This window comes from Streptomyces sp. NPDC005808, assembly GCF_042871385.1.
Taxonomy (GTDB): domain Bacteria; phylum Actinomycetota; class Actinomycetes; order Streptomycetales; family Streptomycetaceae; genus Streptomyces.
On the sequence record NZ_JBIAIK010000008.1, the window covers coordinates 309,699 to 326,838 of the forward strand.

Annotated in this window: 16 protein-coding genes; 8 read left to right on the forward strand and 8 right to left on the reverse strand. The window is 67.4% G+C overall.

All coding sequences use genetic code 11. The features are described 5' to 3' along the window. Positions 1 to 53 precede the first annotated feature (53 nt). The 3 genes from ACFYPC_RS20355 to ACFYPC_RS20365 form a co-directional block, all read right to left on the reverse strand. On the reverse strand, positions 54 to 713 hold the full coding sequence (locus ACFYPC_RS20355) for an HNH endonuclease (protein ID WP_388677903.1): 660 nt from the start codon (positions 711 to 713) through the stop codon (positions 54 to 56). After that, a complete protein-coding gene (locus ACFYPC_RS20360) occupies positions 710 to 1,645 on the reverse strand; it encodes a DUF6907 domain-containing protein (protein WP_388677906.1) in 936 nt (311 codons plus the stop codon). The genes ACFYPC_RS20355 and ACFYPC_RS20360 overlap by 4 nt, the downstream gene beginning before the upstream one ends. A 640-nt stretch (positions 1,646 to 2,285) precedes the next feature. Next, on the reverse strand, positions 2,286 to 2,987 hold the full coding sequence (locus tag ACFYPC_RS20365) for a DUF5324 family protein (protein WP_388677908.1): 702 nt from the start codon (positions 2,985 to 2,987) through the stop codon (positions 2,286 to 2,288). Between the two features lie 391 nt (positions 2,988 to 3,378). Here ACFYPC_RS20365 and ACFYPC_RS20370 point away from each other — a divergent pair, with 391 nt between their 5' ends. Together ACFYPC_RS20370 and ACFYPC_RS20375 are read left to right on the forward strand one after the other, a co-directional pair. Further along, positions 3,379 to 3,912, forward strand: coding sequence for a peptidylprolyl isomerase (locus ACFYPC_RS20370; RefSeq protein ID WP_388677910.1), 534 nt, complete (start codon positions 3,379 to 3,381; stop codon positions 3,910 to 3,912). A gap of 219 nt (positions 3,913 to 4,131) precedes the next feature. After that, positions 4,132 to 5,046 carry a rhomboid family intramembrane serine protease gene (locus ACFYPC_RS20375; RefSeq protein ID WP_388677913.1) on the forward strand — a complete coding sequence of 305 codons (915 nt, stop codon included), beginning with the start codon at positions 4,132 to 4,134 and terminating at the stop codon, positions 5,044 to 5,046. Positions 5,047 to 5,304: 258 nt separating this feature from the next. Here the strand turns inward: ACFYPC_RS20375 and crgA are convergent, their stop codons facing one another. After that, the gene (gene crgA, locus ACFYPC_RS20380; RefSeq protein WP_365445402.1) at positions 5,305 to 5,559 is read right to left on the reverse strand and encodes a cell division protein CrgA; all 255 of its coding nucleotides are present in this window, start codon (positions 5,557 to 5,559) and stop codon (positions 5,305 to 5,307) included. Positions 5,560 to 5,701: 142 nt separating this feature from the next. On the opposite strand from crgA, the gene ACFYPC_RS20385 reads away from it, so the two are divergent. The 6 genes from ACFYPC_RS20385 (at position 5,702) to ACFYPC_RS20410 (ending at position 10,612) form a co-directional block, all read left to right on the forward strand. After that, positions 5,702 to 6,481 (forward strand): DUF881 domain-containing protein, encoded by a 780-nt coding sequence (locus ACFYPC_RS20385; RefSeq protein WP_388677917.1) that lies wholly within the window; start codon positions 5,702 to 5,704, stop codon positions 6,479 to 6,481. Positions 6,482 to 6,572: 91 nt separating this feature from the next. Next, positions 6,573 to 7,316: a class E sortase gene (locus ACFYPC_RS20390; RefSeq protein ID WP_388678099.1), complete on the forward strand. Its 744-nt coding sequence runs from the start codon at positions 6,573 to 6,575 to the stop codon at positions 7,314 to 7,316. 4 nt (positions 7,317 to 7,320) lie between these two features. Next, positions 7,321 to 7,509 carry a hypothetical protein gene (locus ACFYPC_RS20395; protein WP_385731123.1) on the forward strand — a complete coding sequence of 63 codons (189 nt, stop codon included), beginning with the start codon at positions 7,321 to 7,323 and terminating at the stop codon, positions 7,507 to 7,509. Beyond that, positions 7,506 to 8,144: an aminodeoxychorismate/anthranilate synthase component II gene (locus ACFYPC_RS20400; protein WP_388677919.1), complete on the forward strand. Its 639-nt coding sequence runs from the start codon at positions 7,506 to 7,508 to the stop codon at positions 8,142 to 8,144. The genes ACFYPC_RS20395 and ACFYPC_RS20400 overlap by 4 nt, the downstream gene beginning before the upstream one ends. A gap of 437 nt (positions 8,145 to 8,581) precedes the next feature. After that, positions 8,582 to 9,769: a class E sortase gene (locus tag ACFYPC_RS20405; protein ID WP_388678102.1), complete on the forward strand. Its 1,188-nt coding sequence runs from the start codon at positions 8,582 to 8,584 to the stop codon at positions 9,767 to 9,769. 96 nt (positions 9,770 to 9,865) lie between these two features. Continuing rightward, a complete protein-coding gene (locus ACFYPC_RS20410; protein WP_388677922.1) occupies positions 9,866 to 10,612 on the forward strand; it encodes a class E sortase in 747 nt (248 codons plus the stop codon). Between the two features lie 115 nt (positions 10,613 to 10,727). Here the strand turns inward: ACFYPC_RS20410 and ACFYPC_RS20415 are convergent, their stop codons facing one another. The 4 genes from ACFYPC_RS20415 to ACFYPC_RS20430 all read right to left on the reverse strand — a co-directional run bounded on the left by ACFYPC_RS20415 (position 10,728) and on the right by ACFYPC_RS20430 (position 17,115). Continuing rightward, positions 10,728 to 11,777: a restriction endonuclease gene (locus ACFYPC_RS20415; protein WP_388677923.1), complete on the reverse strand. Its 1,050-nt coding sequence runs from the start codon at positions 11,775 to 11,777 to the stop codon at positions 10,728 to 10,730. 249 nt (positions 11,778 to 12,026) lie between these two features. After that, a complete protein-coding gene (gene pknB, locus ACFYPC_RS20420; protein WP_388677926.1) occupies positions 12,027 to 14,009 on the reverse strand; it encodes a Stk1 family PASTA domain-containing Ser/Thr kinase in 1,983 nt (660 codons plus the stop codon). Positions 14,010 to 14,179: 170 nt separating this feature from the next. Beyond that, on the reverse strand, positions 14,180 to 15,670 hold the full coding sequence (locus ACFYPC_RS20425) for a peptidoglycan D,D-transpeptidase FtsI family protein (RefSeq protein ID WP_388677929.1): 1,491 nt from the start codon (positions 15,668 to 15,670) through the stop codon (positions 14,180 to 14,182). Then, positions 15,667 to 17,115, reverse strand: coding sequence for an FtsW/RodA/SpoVE family cell cycle protein (locus tag ACFYPC_RS20430; RefSeq protein WP_388677932.1), 1,449 nt, complete (start codon positions 17,113 to 17,115; stop codon positions 15,667 to 15,669). Before ACFYPC_RS20430 ends, ACFYPC_RS20425 begins: the two co-directional genes overlap by 4 nt. Positions 17,116 to 17,140 lie beyond the last annotated feature (25 nt).

Here is a 17,140-nt window from a genome sequence, read left to right on the forward strand (position 1 = left end):
GGTGCCTCCCTCCGGTTGACCTGCGGATTCAGCCCTGAGGGAGGCCAGGGAGGCTACGAGCAGGCGGCCGCTGAGCGCTCCCGGGACGGTGTTCCTCCGGCCTCGGGTGCCTCCCTCCCTGCCCAGGCGAGCAGGACCGCGGCCATGGACCAGGTGAGCCTGTCTCCCTTGCCGCTGTTGCACGGCTCGCAGGCGAGTACGAGGTTCGCGGGCAGGTTGCACGGCCACACGCTGTAGGGCACGTAGTGGTCTGTGGTGGCGCCGTCCAGGGCCTCGAACGGCTTGCCGCAGTAGAAGCACTGCCGGCCGTCCCGCTCGGCGAGGTACAGGCGAGTCTCCCGCCACCCGACCCGCTCGTCCTTGTTGCGGTTCTCCCGCCACCGCTGCTTCTTGGACCGGCGGCCGGCCAGGGGGCGGAGCATGTGGCGCACGGCCTCGGTCGCCCGCATCAGTTGCATGTGCAGGTTCTCGGCTCCGGCCGCGTCGAGACAGGCGACGTCGATGCCGAGGGCCTCGAGCGCGCCGCCCACGACCAGTTGGGGCAGCACCGCGTGCGGCTCGCGGACCATCTGCACGTCGAAGAGCAGACGGCCATCAGGCATGCGGGCCTCGGTCATCTTGCCCTCGTGCGCCAGGTCGTCCGGGTGCACGTCGACACTGTGGTCGGTCTGGCACCAGGCGGGGCAGTCGTACACCAGGTGGAGGTCAGTCATCGGCCCGTCTCCTCTGTGGTGTCGGCAGTGCCCGGCAGGACGGTCCAGCCGTCCAGGTACCAGCGGGTGAAGGCGTCCGTCGTGCGGTTGTAGAGCGCCTTCCAGAGCTTGCGCTGAGAGTCCAGGCCGGAGCGGAACTCATCGCGCCCCTCGGCCGCGGCCTCCAGCTCGCGCAGTCGCTCCCGCCAGACCGTGAGGGTCCCCATCAGTTCGGCGACGAGTTCGGTCGGTGCGTCGGTGTTGTCCGGGGTCTCCAACCGGTCGAGCCGTTCGGCGCTCAGGCCCTCGAACGGGGCCAGCCACCCGGGGCACGCCTGCTCGTACTCCGCGACCATGGCTTCCAGGTCACGAGTGTTCACCGACTCCTCGTCCGCCGCGGCGTCGACCTGGCCCTCGCCGGGGTTCGTCGAGCGGGCGTTCATCAGGTCGACGACCAGGTCGTCGAGGTCGTCGGCGTAGGCCCGCAGTTGGCTGGCCAGGTCCCACAGCCCGCGCTCGTCGAGGTCGCCGTTCGTCACGGGCCAGGTGGACACGACGGGCTTCCGCTCACCGGAGCTGAACGGGGACTGAGCGAGGCAGGCAGAGAGGATCGCTTCACCGCCGGGGGCCAGTTCGACCTGGGCTCCGAGGTGGCTGAAGTCGCCGGCGTAGGCGCCGTGCTCGACTTCCTCCCTGTGGTCCGACACGCACCACTCCGGGCAGGTCACTGTGAGCGTTGCGCCAGGCGCGTTGTGCAGGGGGATCGTGTGGACGCGCGGCCCGTTGACCTGCGGCGCATCAACGCGCATCAGGTCCGCATCAGGTCGCGCGTCACCCTCGGCGAGGAACGCAGCGACCGCCGGAAACTGGGCGTCGACAGAACGGCGCACAGCCGCCTGCTCGTTGCCGGCCTGGTCTCTGTCGTCAGGGGTGGGCTGTACGTTGTCGTGCATGGTCGGACTCCTTGTTGGTAAAGGGTCCGGCCGTAGCTCTCGGGTCGGTGCGGATACACCGACCCGAGAGCGCCCCGCCGCAGTACACATGACGTACACATGGGGGCGGGAAGGGCCGGGAACTTGCGGGAAACGCAGGGATGCGTTTTGCCTGTTCAACCGGCCTGTGACTGGATTCATGCAGGTGGCAGAGCCACCCTTAACGCCTTTGCATGGCAGATGTCAGGGGTTCGACTCCCCTAGGCTCCACATCCCAAAAGCCCCTCCGGCCTGCGCAAACGCAGACCGGAGGGGCTTTGTGCACAGCAAGGGCGGCGGCCCGGCCGCACGGTGCGGCAAATACGGTCCGTGTCCCTCATCCGGTGAGACTTGCCGGACTGCCGGACTGCCGGACTGCCGGACTGCCGGACTGCCGGACTGCCGGACTGCCGGACTGCCGGGCGGCCGGACTGCCGGGCGGCGGGGCTGACGAACTGCCAGGGGCTCCTGATGTTGCCGCTCCCCGTTCCACGTGAAACGTCGTCGCCCGCAGGTGAGACCCCAGCTGGTTCCACGTGAAACATCGCTGTGGGGCAGAAGACCCTCAAGCCTTCTGCCCCACAGCGATATTGAGATCGAAATCAGAACTCAGACACAGAGATCACGGACGGTCCTCACGTCCCGCCGCTTTCTCCTCGGCCTCCTTGGCCTCGACCTCGGGATCCAGGCCGGTCTGCCCGCTGCCGTCGACCGACGTCAGGTGACCAGGCTCGGACACCTCCGTCGCCGCAGGCGGCTCGACGAGCCAGTCGGGGTTGGCCTGCTTGTCCCACCACTTCCAGGCAGCGAAGGCGCCGCCCGCCAGAATCCCCAGGACGGCCAGCCCCTTGGCAAGACGGCCGGCCCGCGCCCGCCGCTCCTGCTTACGGACCAGCTTCTGGATCTCCTTCGGCGAGACCTGACCGCGCAGCGCCGCCAGCGCAGCCACACCACGCGACGCGGCCTCCTCCCGAACGGGCTGCGCCGCGGCAACCGCCTGCTCGATCCTCGGCTTGGAATAGTCGGCGGCCTGACGAGCCGCCTTTCGGGTACGAACGGCGGCATCATGGGCCGCCTGGTCGACCTTGGGCGGCACATGCGTACGTGCCTGTTCCACGCGCGGGGCGAGATGAACGTCGTACTGCACGCGGGCCTGGTCTGCGGCCTGCGACACCTTGGGCGCGAGACGCACACGCGCCTCGTGCGCATAGTGCGATGCCTTGTCCTTGGCCGTGTCGGCGTAAGGCGCCACCACTTCCGCGGCGTGCAGCACGCTGTCCTTCGCCGAGCCGCTCGCGGCGCGCACGCTGTCGATGCGGGTCACGGGTTTCCTCCTCCTCGGTGGCGTACGTCGGGGGTTCTGAGTACCCCCAAAGACACACAGTTCACCTTTCCACCCCTATACGGATCATGCCCGCCCGACGGGACCGGGGCATGTGAGGGCGGGCATCCGGGTCACGGGCGGACTCCGGGCGAGCTCAGAGCGAGAGCCGCTCACGTGTCGATCAAGTGCAATAGCGCATTAATACGGGGCAACGGGAGCTTGTCGTCGACAATGCCACGGATCGCCGTCCAGCACCCCGGTACGGAGAGGACTGGGCCGGATTTCTGTCGGGCCGGCCCCTCGAAGCTCGCCCGGCGGTGGCGGCCGGGCGACGCGCCTCCCTGTCCGTGCGAGGATCGGAGGGTCAAGAGAAGGCAACGGAAGGCAGATCGTGGCCGAGCAGCTTTACGCCACCTTGAAGACCAACAACGGCGACATCGAAGTCCGGCTCCTACCGAACCACGCGCCCAAGACGGTCCGGAACTTCGTCGAACTCGCCACGGGCGAGCGCGAGTGGGTCAACCCGGAGACGGGGGAGAAGTCCACGGACAAGCTCTACGACGGCACGGTCTTCCACCGGGTGATCAGCGGATTCATGATCCAGGGCGGTGACCCCCTGGGTAACGGAACCGGGGGCCCTGGCTACCAGTTCGAGGACGAGTTCCACCCGGACCTCGCCTTCGACAAGCCCTACCTGCTGGCCATGGCCAACGCCGGCCCGGCGACCAACGGCTCGCAGTTCTTCATCACCGTCTCCCCGACGGCCTGGCTGACCCGCAAGCACACCATCTTCGGCGAGGTCACCGACCCGGCCAGCCAGAAGGTCGTGGACGCCATCGCCGGCGCCAAGACCAACCCCCGCACCGACCGCCCCGTCAACGACGTCGTCATCGAATCGGTCGTCGTCGAAACCCGCGGAGCCTGAGCCCCTGCCCAACCCTGAGAGCTCAGCCCTGAGAGCCCAACCCGGAGAGCTCAGCCCGGAGAGCTGAGCCCGAGAGCTGAGCTGCGCATCGAGGACTGAGCCCCCGGGTATCGCCCGCGCGCGGCAGAGTCCCGTACGCTCCGCAGGGAACCAAACGCCCCGTTCATCCGTATGGATGGACGGGGCGGTGCATTGCGTACGACCGAGTGAGGGGACCCCATGGACCAGGCGCCAGGCAGCCCCCAGGGCCCAGGAGGCCCCGGGGATCAGGAACCGCAGGACCCACGGAGCCTGCCCGCCTGCTACCGGCATCCGGACCGCGAGACGGGCATCCGCTGCACCCGCTGCGAGCGACCGATCTGCCCCGACTGCATGGTCAGCGCCTCCGTGGGCTTCCAGTGCCCCGAGTGCATCCGCGGCGGCTCCGGTACCGGTCACTCCCCGACGGCCACCCAGCCCCGTACCCTCGCGGGCGGCGCCATCGCCGCAGACCCCAGACTCATCACCAAGGTCCTGGTCGGCATCAACCTCGCCGCCTTCCTGGTCCAGCTGTCCGTGGGTGACCGCTTCACCGACAGCTTCGACCTCTTCGGGCAGGCCTGGCTCTCCGGACGGCTGCAAGGTGTCGCGGAAGGCCAGTGGTACCGGCTGGTGACGGCGATGTTCCTGCACGGCAGCTACATCCACATCCTGTTCAACATGCTCAGCCTGTGGTGGATCGGCGGACCTCTGGAGGCCGCCCTCGGCCGCGCCCGCTACCTCGCCCTGTACTTCGTCTCAGGCCTCGCGGGCAGCGCGCTCACGTACCTCATCGCCGCCCCCAACCAGCCCTCGCTCGGCGCCTCCGGCGCCATCTTCGGTCTCTTCGGCGCCACCGCCGTCCTCATGCGCCGGCGCAGGTACGACATGCGTCCGGTCATCGCGCTGCTGGTGATCAACCTGATCTTCACCTTCGGGTGGGCCAACATCGCCTGGCAGGCCCACATCGGCGGTCTCGTCGGCGGCGTCGTCATCGGCTATGCCATGGTTCACGCGCCGCGGGAGCGGAGGGCGCTGATCCAGTACGGGGTTTGTGCCCTGGTGCTGGTCGCTGTGGTGGTTGCCACGCTGGTCAGGACCGTCCAGCTCACCTGAGAAACCGATGTTGTCCACAGATCGTGGCGGATCTTGTGCACATTGTGCGGGAACAGCTGTGCCCCCTGTCGCTGAACTGGGTTTCCCCAGGTCAGGCAGGGGGCGAACAAGCTTCCGGATTCCGGTAGGTCTGTCACACCGGCGTCAACCCCGCATTAGTTATCCACAGATCTTCTTTCTTTTCCACCTGTGGATAACTCTTGTGGATAACTCAGTGGATAGCCCTGGGCAGAGGTGCACAGGGCTGCTTCCCCGGAGCTACTTCCACTGGGTGGAGACGCCGAAGCCTGCGGCGATGAAGCCGAAGCCGACCACGATGTTCCAGTTGTCCAGGCCGTCGACGGGCAGCGAGCCGTCCGTGACGTAGAAGACGACGATCCAGGCCAGGCCGATAAGGAACATGGCCAGCATGACCGGTGCGACCCAGCCGCGGCTGGTCAGCTTGATGTTGGTCGCCTGCTTCGCCGCGGGCGGCGTGTAGTCGGCCTTCTTGCGGATACGTGACTTCGGCACGAGGGTCTCTCCTGTCGATGCGCTGCGTGGCCGCGCAGGGAACTGGGGCGGGCTCCGGGGCAGCGTACAAGGGGACACTGAGTGCTCCCCCGGGCGTCCGTTAGCGTAGTGCTTCCGCGGCGCCGAAGGAGATAAGGGTACGTTGAGCAATTCTGCCGACTCCCCCGGTACGGGTTCCAGCCCTGGCGGTAAGCGCCGTTTCCGGCCTGTTCGCGTACTAACGGCGGCCGTTTTCGCCCTCGCGGGCCTCATTTTTTTCACGAGTTTCAATACGGCCAAGGGCACCAACATCCGCACGGACGCCTCTTTGCTGAAGCTGTCCGACCTGATCGAGGAGCGTAGCGACAAGAACGCCTCGCTGGATGAGTCCAACGGTGTCCTGCGTGACGACGTCGACGCGCTGGCCGGGCGGGAGGACGGCAGCACGGCCGCCGAGGACGCCAAGCTCGCGGCGCTGGAGAAGAACGCGGGCACCCAGAAGCTCAGGGGCGAGGCCGTCACCGTCACGCTCAACGACGCCCCGCCGAACGCCACGGCCAAGCTGCCCGGCTATCCCGAGCCGCAGCCCGACTACCTGGTCATCCACCAGCAGGACCTCCAGGCGGTCGTGAACGCCATGTGGCAGGGCGGTGCGGAGGGCATCAGGGTGATGGACCAGCGGCTGATCTCCACGAGCGCCGTGCGCTGCGTCGGCAACACCCTGATCCTGCAGGGCCGCGTCTACTCACCCCCGTACAAGATCACCGCAATCGGTGACCCGGACGAGCTCCAGGACGCCGTGGCCGCCTCCCCCGCCATCCAGAACTACATGGTGTACGTCAACGTCTACGGGCTCGGCTGGAAAGTCGAGGAGGACGGGACGGTGACTCTTCCTGGCTACTCGGGCACAGTGGATCTCCACTACGCGAAGCCCGTGGAGTAGCTCGGAGTGGCTGGGGGTGGCTCGGGTTGGGGTCGGGCTGGCTCGGATAGTGCCTGATCAGCTGTTGCTGCCGCTGGGGGATCCTGTGTCGGTGCGAGTGGTCGTCAGGACGATCAGTGAACTGTGCATCACTGTCGGTACTTTGATCGTGCTCTTCGTGGTCTACGTGCTGTTCTGGACGGGCGTGCGGGCCGACAGCGCGATGGACCGGCAGATCGACCTGCTCCAGGAACAGTGGTCGAAGGGGAGCGTGCCGTCGCCGGCCGCGTCCCCTCCCCGGAGCCCGGACTCCGGGGAGAGCCCGAGCCCGAGTCCTGGGCGGAGCGAGATACCCGTGGCGGCTCCGGAGGCGCCAGCCCCGTACACGTATGACAAGCCTTTTGCTGTGATGTACATCCCGCGGCTTGGTTTCACGTGGAACAAGCCTCTGCTCGAGGGCACCGGTACCGATGTTCTCAAGAAGGGGCTGGGCCACTACAGGGGGACGGCCCAGCTCGGGCAGCCGGGGAACTTCGCTGTCGCGGGGCACCGCCGTACCTATGGCGACCCGTTCAAGGACTTTCCCGAGCTGCGCAGGGGCGACGCGGTGGTGTTGACCGACGGGACGACCTGGTTCACGTATCGGATCGACAAAGGCCCGTACAAAACCGTGCCCTCGGATATTGAGGTGATCGATCCTGTGCCGCGTAAGTCCGGGTATACGCGTCCGGGCCGCTATCTCACGCTGACCACGTGCGACCCGGAGTGGGGGCACAGTCATCGGCTGATCGTCTGGGCGCACCTTGATTCCACACAGCCTGTGGAGGCTGGGAAACCGACGGCGCTACGCCGTTAGTCTGGTGCCGTACGACGACGGAAGGGACGGCATGTACGGCTGGATCTGGCGGCATCTGCCGGGGAACGCGTGGGTGAGGGCGCTCATCTCCCTCGTACTGGCCCTCGCGACGGTCTACGTGCTCTTCCAGTACGTCTTCCCCTGGGCCGAACCGCTGCTTCCCTTCAACGATGTGACGGTGGACAACCAGTGAGCGCACGGATTCTCGTCGTCGACAACTACGACAGCTTCGTCTTCAACCTGGTCCAGTACCTGTATCAGCTGGGTGCCGAGTGCGAGGTGCTGCGCAACGACGAGGTGTCGACGGCGCACGCCCAGGACGGTTTCGACGGGGTGCTTCTGTCGCCGGGCCCGGGTGCTCCCGAGCAGGCCGGCGTCTGCATCGAGATGGTCCGGCACTGTGCCGCGACCGGCGTGCCCGTCTTCGGTGTCTGCCTCGGCATGCAGTCGATGCAGGTGGCGTACGGCGGTGTGGTGGACCGTGCGCCCGAGCTGCTGCACGGCAAGACCTCGCTCGTGGAGCACGAGGGTCAGGGTGTCTTCTCGGGCCTTCCCTCGCCCTTCACAGCGACGCGCTACCACTCGCTCGCGGCCGAGCCGGAGACCGTGCCGGCCGAGCTGGAAGTCACTGCCCGTACCCACGACGGGATCATCATGGGGCTGCGGCACCGTGAACTGGCGGTTGAGGGCGTGCAGTTCCACCCCGAGTCGGTGCTGACCGAGCACGGGCACCGGATGCTCGCCAACTGGCTGTTGGCGTGCGGCGACCAGGGTGCCGTGGCGAGGTCGGCGGGGCTCGCCCCGGTGGTGGGCAGGGTCCCGGCGTGACCGCGCTGCGCCCCGAGCGCGAGAGCTCCTCCTATGGCGGTGAGGCCGCGTACGGGGGCGCCGAGGCGTTCGAGGGTGCCGAAGGGTTTGCGGGTGGCGAAGGGTTTGCGGGTCCGGACGGCTTTGCGGGCGCCGGGGCCTTCGAGGCGGCGGTGGAGCAGCTGGCCGACCCGCTGACGGATCCGCTGCCGGGACCGGGACCGGGGCTGGGACAGGGGCAGGGGCCGGCGACTGGCCAGCAGCAGCAGCAGCCGACGGCCGGCCAGCAGCAGCCGACCGCCGGGCTTCGGCAGCCAGCGGCCGGGCTTCGGCAGCCGACCGCCGGGCTTCAGGGGATTCCTCCGCAGCCCGTCTCTCCGCAGCCCGTTCCTCCGAACGCCGTTCCTCCGAATGCCGCGCCTCTGCCGCCGCGTACTCCTCAGCAGCCGACTCCTGAGATGCAGGAGTGGTACGACCCGGAGGGGTACGCGCACGACTGGTACGCGGCGCCCGAGCCGACGCGGCCGCGGCAGTCGGCGTACGAGGAGCCGGTCACGGCGGCGTACGTGGGGTCGGCCGCACCGCCGTCGATGGAGCCGACCGCGCCGCCGTACCGGGAGCCGGGCTCCGTGCCGTACGAGCAGCCGCGTGTGGCGCCCGCGCCTTTGGACGACGAGACGGTGGCGCTGCGGATTCCCGGCTCGATGCCGGGTGCGATTTCGAGTCCGTTGCCGGGGCCGATGCCGGACTTGATACCGGACGCGTCCCGAATGGTCGGAAATGCGAGCCCGCCCGTGCCCGCCCCCGGTGGCCGGGCCGCTCGGCGTAAGGCTGCCCGGCGCCACGGGCGGCATGGAGGCCCTCAGGAGTCTCCTGAGTCCCTCGACTCCCGGGAGTCCCTGGCGTCGACGGAGAAGGGCGCTGAGGCGCCTCTGACCCGGATGGAGGCACGGCAGGCGGAGCGGGCGCGGAAGCCCGGTGCCGCCGTCATCGCGAGCCGGATGATCGGTGAGGTGTTCATCACCACCGGTGTGCTGATGCTGCTGTTCGTGACCTACCAGTTGTGGTGGTCGAACGTGCGGGCGCACCAGCAGGCGGACAGTGCCGCGAACAATCTTCAGCAGGACTGGGCGACCGGCAAGGGGGAGCCCGGGACGTTCGAGCCGGGGCAGGGGTTCGCCATCCTGCACATTCCGAAGCTGGACGTGGTCACGCCGATCGCCGAGGGCACGAGCAAGACGAAGGTGCTCGACCGCGGAATGGTCGGTCACTACGCGGAGGGCAGTCTGAAGACGGCGATGCCGGACGCCAAGACCGGCAACTTCGCGCTGGCCGGGCACCGGAACACGCACGGGGAGCCGTTCCGGTACATCAACAAGCTTGAGCCGGGCGACGAGATCGTCGTCGAGACCCAGGACGACTACTTCGTCTACAAGATGACGTCGATCCTGCCGGTGACGAGTCCGAGCAACACGGCCGTCATCGACCCAGTTCCCAAGGGTTCGGGTTTCACCGAGCCGGGCCGCTACATCACGCTCACCACCTGCACACCGGAATTCACCAGTAAGTACCGGATGATCGTGTGGGGCAAGATGGTCGAGGACCGGCCGCGCAGCGAGGGCAAGCCGGAAGCGCTCGTTCAGTAAGAGCAGCCGGAAACGCTCGTTCAGTAAGAGCACGCGGAAGCGCGCAGTAGCCGCACACGGGACAACCCGCGACAGACCAGACGGGGCAGATGCACAGTGGCAGCGAGGACCGACCACGACGAGCGCACCGACGTCGAGGGGCCGTTGCCGACGCCGCGACGCGGCGGTTCCGGCCGCCTGGCGTTGGCGGTCAGTGTCTTCGGTGAACTCCTCATCACCGCGGGCCTGGTGCTCGGCCTGTTCGTCGTCTACTCCCTGTGGTGGACGAACGTCGTCGCGGACCGTGCGGCGGACCAGCAGGGCGACAAGGTCCGTGACAACTGGGCGTCGGTGGACACCGGCCCGGGTTCCCTGGACACCAAGAACGGCATCGGCTTCCTGCACGTGCCGGCGATGAAGAACGGCGAGGTCCTCGTCGAGAAGGGCACGTCGTCCAAGGTCCTCAACGACGGCGTCGCCGGCTACTACACGGACCCGGTCAAGTCCGCCCTGCCGACGAGCGGCAAGGACGGCAACTTCACCCTTGCCGCCCACCGCGACGGCCACGGCGCCAAGTTCCACAACATCGACAAGGTCAAAGAGGGCGACGCGATCGTCTTCGAGACCAAGGACAACTGGTACGTCTACAAGGTCTACGACATCCTCCCGGAGACCTCGAAGTACAACGTCAAGGTCCTCCAGCCGGTCCCCAAGCAGTCCGGCAAGACGAAGCCGGGCCACTACATCACGCTGACGACCTGCACCCCGGTGTACACCTCGCGGGACCGGTATGTGGTGTGGGGGGAGTTGGAGCGGGTGGAGAAGGTGGACAGTGACCGGACTCCGCCGGCGGAGCTGCGATGAGGTGACTGAGCTCCCGCAATCAACTCAGTCACCTACGATGACGGAGGCCCGAAGCCGCAACCAATCCTTGCGACTTCGGGCCTTTTCGGTGCTTCCAGCATCACCTAGGCGACACCTATTGGAGGACGGGCAGCGGAACTCCCGCGCTCCACTTCTCCAAGTGGGAACGGTCCACGAGGGTGACTCCGTAGGCCTCCGCGATGGCACGTGCGTCGGGTGCGAACGATGTCGTGGCGACGAAGAGTGCCACGTCGGCCGCGTGCTGAACGCGCGAGGCGCCGAGGAACTTCTGCAGTTCCCCGCTCCATACGGGGCGGTAGGGCGCGAAGCTCTTGCACTGGGCGACGACGGAGCGGCCGTCGGCGGTGCGCGCGGTGACATCGACTCCCCGGTCACCCGGTCCGCCGTGCACGATGACGTCCGTGCAGCCGTCGCGGCGCAGCAGGACGGCGATGTGGTGCTCGAACTCCCGCCAGTTCATGGCGTCGATGGAGGCCATGATCCCGGTGTACCGGCGGGGCCCGCCGGTGTGTTCGAGATCGGCGATCCGGGTGTGGTGGTCGCACAGCCGCTGCTCGATCCGTTCGACATCCTCACGCAGCGAGGTGAGTTCCTGACGGTGCTCGCCCGATGTCTCGATCAGGGCGTTGAACATCGGGACGACGGTCTTGCCGAGGATGTGGGTGATGCGCTGGTCGATGCGGTCGTCCAGTGGCACGTCCCTGCTCCGGGCGGGGGTTTCCACCGGGCGAGTTCGCGCGAGGTACTCCATGTCGAGGAGGTAGGTGCGGACCTGCCGGGCCACGTTGCTGTCACGGAGGAGCATGGCGACGTTGAGGACGGCCCGACGGGACCAGAGGGCCAGGCTGGAGCGGGGCTGTGGATAACTCTCCGGAAAGAGAGACAACGTGTCTCCCTTGAACCGCGCCAGGTCTTCTCCGCGCAGGATCCGCAGGCCGTTGACTGTCAGCTCGTCTCGGTGCCGTTGTGCCATTCGATTGATGACACGCTCCGCGACTTCGAAGTACGCCGCCACCATCGCCGTCGTCACGTGCATGCCGTCCGGCAGCAGCGACAGGGCTTTCACCCTGTCGAGTACATCCGTGCGTTCCAGCACGCCGTCCCGCAGTGTCTTCGATTCCAGCAGAGCCGCTTCGTTGATCACGTTCTGCCCCTTCTGGTCGCGTCGTGGCCGTCCGGCCGGGGCAGAGCTCTGTTCCCCGCCCCCCGGTTCAACGAGTCGGGGTATATGAAGATGTGGTCGGATCTCGCACGGAATGTCGAAGGGCCAGGCGGGCAAGTCCGGAGCCGTGGCCATCGCTGGGGGGTGAATGACTGAGTCCCGGCCGCCCTCTCGGGTGGCCGGGACTCAGTCGTCGTACCGCGTGCGGTGTCAGTTCTTCGTGCGGGCCACCTAGCCGGTGGAGCCTCCGAAGAAGCCGTTGTCGCCGCCGTTGTTGCCGTTACCGCCGACAGTCTGGAGCGTGATCGTCGTGTTGCCGGGATCGTCGACCGGGGTGTTGGCGGGCGGGTCCTGATTCATGACGATCGCGTCGTCGCTGTCGTTGCTGCCGTCGGCGAACTCGATGTCGTCGAAGCCGGCCTGCTGGAGCGTCTGCTTCGCCACCGCCACTGTCTGGCCGATCACACTCGGCACGGCGGTCTGGGCCTTTGCCTTGCCGATCTCGATCTGGACGCTGGACCCGGGGTCGGCCTGTGTTCCGCGCTCCGGGGTGGTCCGGATGACCTTGCCGACCAGGTTGGGGTCGTCGGTCTCCACCTCGGTGCAGTTGCCGACGAGGTTGCTGGCCGACATCTGTGCCTTGGCTTCGTCACAGGACTTGTTCAGGACGTCCGGGACGGTGGACTGCTTCTTCTCGATGGCGATGGTGAGGGTGATCGTGGATCCCTTCTCCACCTCCGCGCCCAGCTTCGGGTCCTGCTCCAGGACGGTGTCCGGATCTTCTGCGGACTCCTGGTCCTTCGTCTCGACCTGGAACTGGTAGCCGTCGCCCTCGAGGATCGACTTGGCCTCGTCAAGGCTCTTGCCGAGGACGGTCGGAACCGTCACCTTCGGCGCCCCCGTGGACACCACCAGATTGACCGTGTCGCCCTTGTTGACGTTCACGTTCGCCTTCGGGTCCTGGCTGCAGATGCTGCCCTTTGGCTGGTCCTCGCAGGCGTCCTCGGTGGTCTTCACGACGAGTTCGCTGTTCTCTGCCATCTTTTTGGCGTCTTCCAGCGTCTGGCCGACGAAGTTGGGTGCGGCGAAGGCCGAGTTCGTGTCTCCGCCGCCGCTGAACACCCACTTCCCGATCAGGATCGCGCCGACCAGGACGAGAACCCCCGCCACGACCAGCAGGATCGTCGAGGTGTTCGACTTCTTCTGGCGGCGCCGGTCGGGGCGGTCGTCGTAGCCGTAGCTGCCGTCGTCCGGGTTCATCGGGGGGAGCATGGAAGTGGCGCCGGCGTCCGCGGAGTGCAGGGCCGTGGTGGCCTGGTCGGCGCCGTAGCCGCCGTATCCGACGGAGCCCATGGCCGCGGTGGCGGCGACGGGCTGGCCGTCGAGGCAGGCCTCGATGTCGGCGCGCATCTCGTCGGCGGACTGGTAGCGGTAGTCCGGGTCCTTGACGAGCGCCTTCAGTACGATCGCGTCCATCTCGGGCGTGAGCTCGGGGTCGAAGACGCTCGGGGGCTGCGGCTCTTCCCGTACGTGCTGGTAGGCGACCGCGACCGGGGAGTCGCCGATGAACGGCGGGCGGACGGTCAGCAGCTCGTAGAGGAGGCAGCCGGTGGAGTACAGGTCGGAGCGTGCGTCGACCTGCTCGCCCTTCGCCTGCTCCGGCGAGAGGTACTGCGCCGTACCTATGACGGCGGACGTCTGTGTCATCGTCATGCCGGAGTCGCCCATGGCGCGGGCGATGCCGAAGTCCATGACCTTGACCTGGCCGTTGCGCGTGAGCATGACGTTGGCGGGCTTGATGTCGCGGTGGACGATGCCGGCGCGGTGGGAGTACTCCAGGGCCTGGAGGATCCCGATGGTCATCTCCAGGGTGCGCTCGGGCAGCAGTCTGCGCCCGGAGTGCAGCAGCTCGCGCAGCGTGGATCCGTCGACGTACTCCATCACGATGTACGGGATGGACGTGCCGTCGATGTAGTCCTCACCCGTGTCGTACACGGCGACGATCGCGGGATGGTTGAGCGAGGCGGCCGACTGGGCCTCCCGGCGGAACCGAGCCTGGAACGATGGATCGCGTGCGAGGTCGGCCCGCAGCGTCTTCACCGCCACCGTGCGCCCGAGCCGGGTGTCATGCGCGAGGTAGACCTCCGCCATGCCACCACGGCCGAGCACGTGGCTCAGCTCGTACCGGCCGCCGAGGCGACGCGGCTCTTCCATAGCTACCTACCAGCCCTCTCCATCGGTCCCGACCGCACCTTTGTGTGGTCCGGCGGTGTGCCGTCCGGGCATACCGTACCCGGCTCGGCTTCTGTGACCTGGCCACAATCGTCACTCGATACAGGACCGGTATCCCAACGTGCACGGATGTGCAGGAGACGTGATGTGGGTCACTTGGTGCTGTCGATGACTGCTTGCATCACACTTTTCGCGATGGGAGCCGCGAGGCCACCACCGGAGATGTCGTCACGGTTGGCGCTCTCGTCCTCGACCACCACGGCGATGGCGACCGGGGTACTGCCGTCGCTGAGCTTGGCGTAGGAGATGAACCAGGCGTACGGGTTCTCGCTGTTGTCGACGCCGTGCTGCGCGGTACCGGTCTTGCCGCCCACCGTGACACCGCCCTCGTTGATCTGCGCGTTCTTACCGGTGCCGTCCTTGACGACCGTCTCCATCATCGACTGGAGGATCGCGGCGTTCTCGGGGGACAGCGGCTCGCTCATCTTCTCGGGCTCGGTCTGCTCGATGACGTCCAGGCCGGGAGCCTGCAGCTTGTCGACCATGTACGGCTTCATGAGCGTGCCGTTGTTGGCGACGGCCGAGGCGACCATGGCCATCTGCAGCGGGGTCGTGGCGGTCTCGAACTGGCCGATCGAGCTGAGCGCGGTCTGCGGCTTGTCCATCGTCTTGGGGAAGACGGAGGCGCTGGAGCGGACCGGTGTGAACTGCTCGGAGTCGAAGCCGAACTTCTCGGCCTCCGCGAGCATCTTGTCCTTGCCGAGGTCGGCGCCGATCTTGCCGAAGACGGTGTTGCAGGAGTACTGCAGGGCGACCCGCAGAGTCGCGTCCTTGCAGGGGATGTTCCCCTCGTTCTTCAGCTCGGTCGTGGTGTCCGGCAGGATGTACGGCAGCGGCGAATCGGTCTTCTCGTCCGCGGACGTGTACAGGCCGTCCTCCAGAGCCGCGGCCGCGGTGACCACCTTGAAGGTGGAGCCCGGCGGGTAGGTCTCGCGCAGCGCCCGGTTGAGCATCGGGTCGTCGGGGTCGTTCTTCTTCTGGAGCGCTTCCCAGGCCTTGCCGTCGACGCTCGTGGAGTTCCCGGCGAACGTGGAGGGGTCGTACGAGGGGGTGGAGGCGAGGGCGAGGATCGCGCCGGTCTCCGGGTTGATCGCGGCGACGGCGCCCTTGCCCTGCTTGAGCAGTCCGTCGTACGCGGCTTTCTGCGCGGCGGCGTTGAGGGTGGTGACGACGTTGCCGCCCTGCTTGGCCTTGCCTGTGAGCATGTCGAGGGTGTTGCGGAAGAAGAGCCGGTCGTCGTTGCCGGTGAGGATGCCGTCGTCGATGGATTCGAGCTGGGTGGCGCCGAAGGCCTGTGAGGCGTACCCGGTGACGGGCGCCCACATGGCGCCGTCCGTGTAGGTGCGCTTGTACTCGAAGTCGTTGTAGCTGTCGCCCGACGTCTTCTTGGACCCGGTGATCGGGTTTCCGTCGACGATGATGTTGCCGCGGGGTGTGGCGTAGCGGGCGATGGCGACGCGGCGGTTCTTGGGGTCGCTTCTCAGGGTGTCCGCCTGGACGTACTGGAGCCAGTTGTCGCGGATGAGCAGGGCGAGGACGAGTAGCCCGCAGAAGATCGCGATCCGGCGAAGGGGCTTGTTCACGGGCGGACCACCTGGGTCATTTCGGCGTCGGGGTTGGGGGCGGGGGCTGGGGCCGGTCGGCGGGCGGTGTCGCTGATGCGGATCAGGATGGCGATCAGGACCCAGTTGGCGATGACGGAGGAACCGCCTGATGCCAGGAACGGCATGGTCATACCGGTCAGCGGGATGAGGCCCATCACACCGCCGGCGACGACGAAGACCTGGAGCGCGAAGGCTCCGGACAGGCCGATGGCGAGGAGTTTGCCGAAGGGGTCGCGGGCTGCGAGGGCGGTGCGTACGCCGCGTTCCACGATCAGGCCGTAGAGGAGCAGGATCGCCATGATGCCGGCCAGGCCGAGTTCCTCGCCGAAGGTGGCGAGGATGAAGTCGGAGTTGGCGGCGAACCGGATGAGGTCGGAGTGGCCCTGGCCGAGGCCGGTGCCGAGGGTGCCGCCGGAGCCGAAGGCCCACAGCGCCTGCATGGCCTGCTCGGAGTGGACGACGCCGTCCTGGACCCCGGTCTGGCTGAGCGTGTACTCGTGCATCGGGTCGAGCCAGGCCTGGACACGGGTCTGGACGTGCGGTTCGAAGCTCGCCACGCTGACGGCGCCGGCCGCGGACATCAGGAGACCGAAGACGATCCAGCTGGTCCGCTCGGTGGCGACGTACAGCATGATGATGAACATTCCGAAGAACAGCAGCGATGTACCGAGGTCGGTCTCGAAGACCAGGATGAGGATCGAGATCATCCAGACGACGATGATCGGGCCGAGGTCGCGGCCGCGTGGCAGGTACAGGCCCATGAAGCGGCGGCTGGCCAGGGCCAGCGCGTCTCGCTTCACCATCAGGTAGCCGGCGAAGAAGACCGCCAGCACGATCTTCGCGAACTCACCGGGCTGGATGGAGAATCCGGCGACCGAGATCCAGATCTTGGCGCCGTAGGTGATTTCGGCTCCGAGGCCCGGCACCAGTGGCAGCAGCAGGAGGACCAGGGCCAGCGCCATGGAGATGTATGTGTAGCGCTGCAGGACTCGGTGGTCCTTGAGGAAGATCAGTACGACGACGAACAGGCCGATGCCGAGTGCGGTGTACAGCAGTTGGCGCGGTGCGGCGCTGCCGGCCTGGCCGATCTCCTGGAGGAGCTGTGACTGGTCGAGCCGCCAGATGACGACCAGGCCCAGGCCGTTGAGCAGCGTAGCCAGCGGCAGCAGCAGTGGGTCGGCGTACGGCGCGAACTTGCGTACGACGAGGTGGCCGACGCCTGCGAGGAGGCCGAGGCCGAGGCCGTAGCTCAGCAGGCCCGGCGGGACCGCGTCGTTGATGGCGAGGCCGACGTTGGCGTACGCGAAGACCGGGATCGCCACCGCGAACACCAGGAGTGCCAGTTCGGTGTTGCGTCGGCTCGGTGTGCCGATCGACCCGATCGTGGACGTGTGGTGCGTCGGCGTGTTCGTACTACTGCTCATGGTGTGACAGGGCCCCTCACGGCTG

What these genes read in the sequence shown, in the direction of transcription:
- pknB (WP_388677926.1), bottom strand. Translation starts at nt 14,009, where the DNA reads ATGGAAGAGCCGCGTCGCCTCGGCGGCCGGTACGAGCTGAGCCACGTG.
- ACFYPC_RS20355 (WP_388677903.1), bottom strand. Translation starts at nt 713, where the DNA reads ATGACTGACCTCCACCTGGTGTACGACTGCCCCGCCTGGTGCCAGACC.
- ACFYPC_RS20430 (WP_388677932.1), bottom strand. Translation starts at nt 17,115, where the DNA reads ATGAGCAGTAGTACGAACACGCCGACGCACCACACGTCCACGATCGGG.
- ACFYPC_RS20375 (WP_388677913.1), top strand. Translation starts at nt 4,132, where the DNA reads ATGGACCAGGCGCCAGGCAGCCCCCAGGGCCCAGGAGGCCCCGGGGAT.
- ACFYPC_RS20360 (WP_388677906.1), bottom strand. Translation starts at nt 1,645, where the DNA reads ATGCACGACAACGTACAGCCCACCCCTGACGACAGAGACCAGGCCGGC.
- ACFYPC_RS20405 (WP_388678102.1), top strand. Translation starts at nt 8,582, where the DNA reads ATGCAGGAGTGGTACGACCCGGAGGGGTACGCGCACGACTGGTACGCG.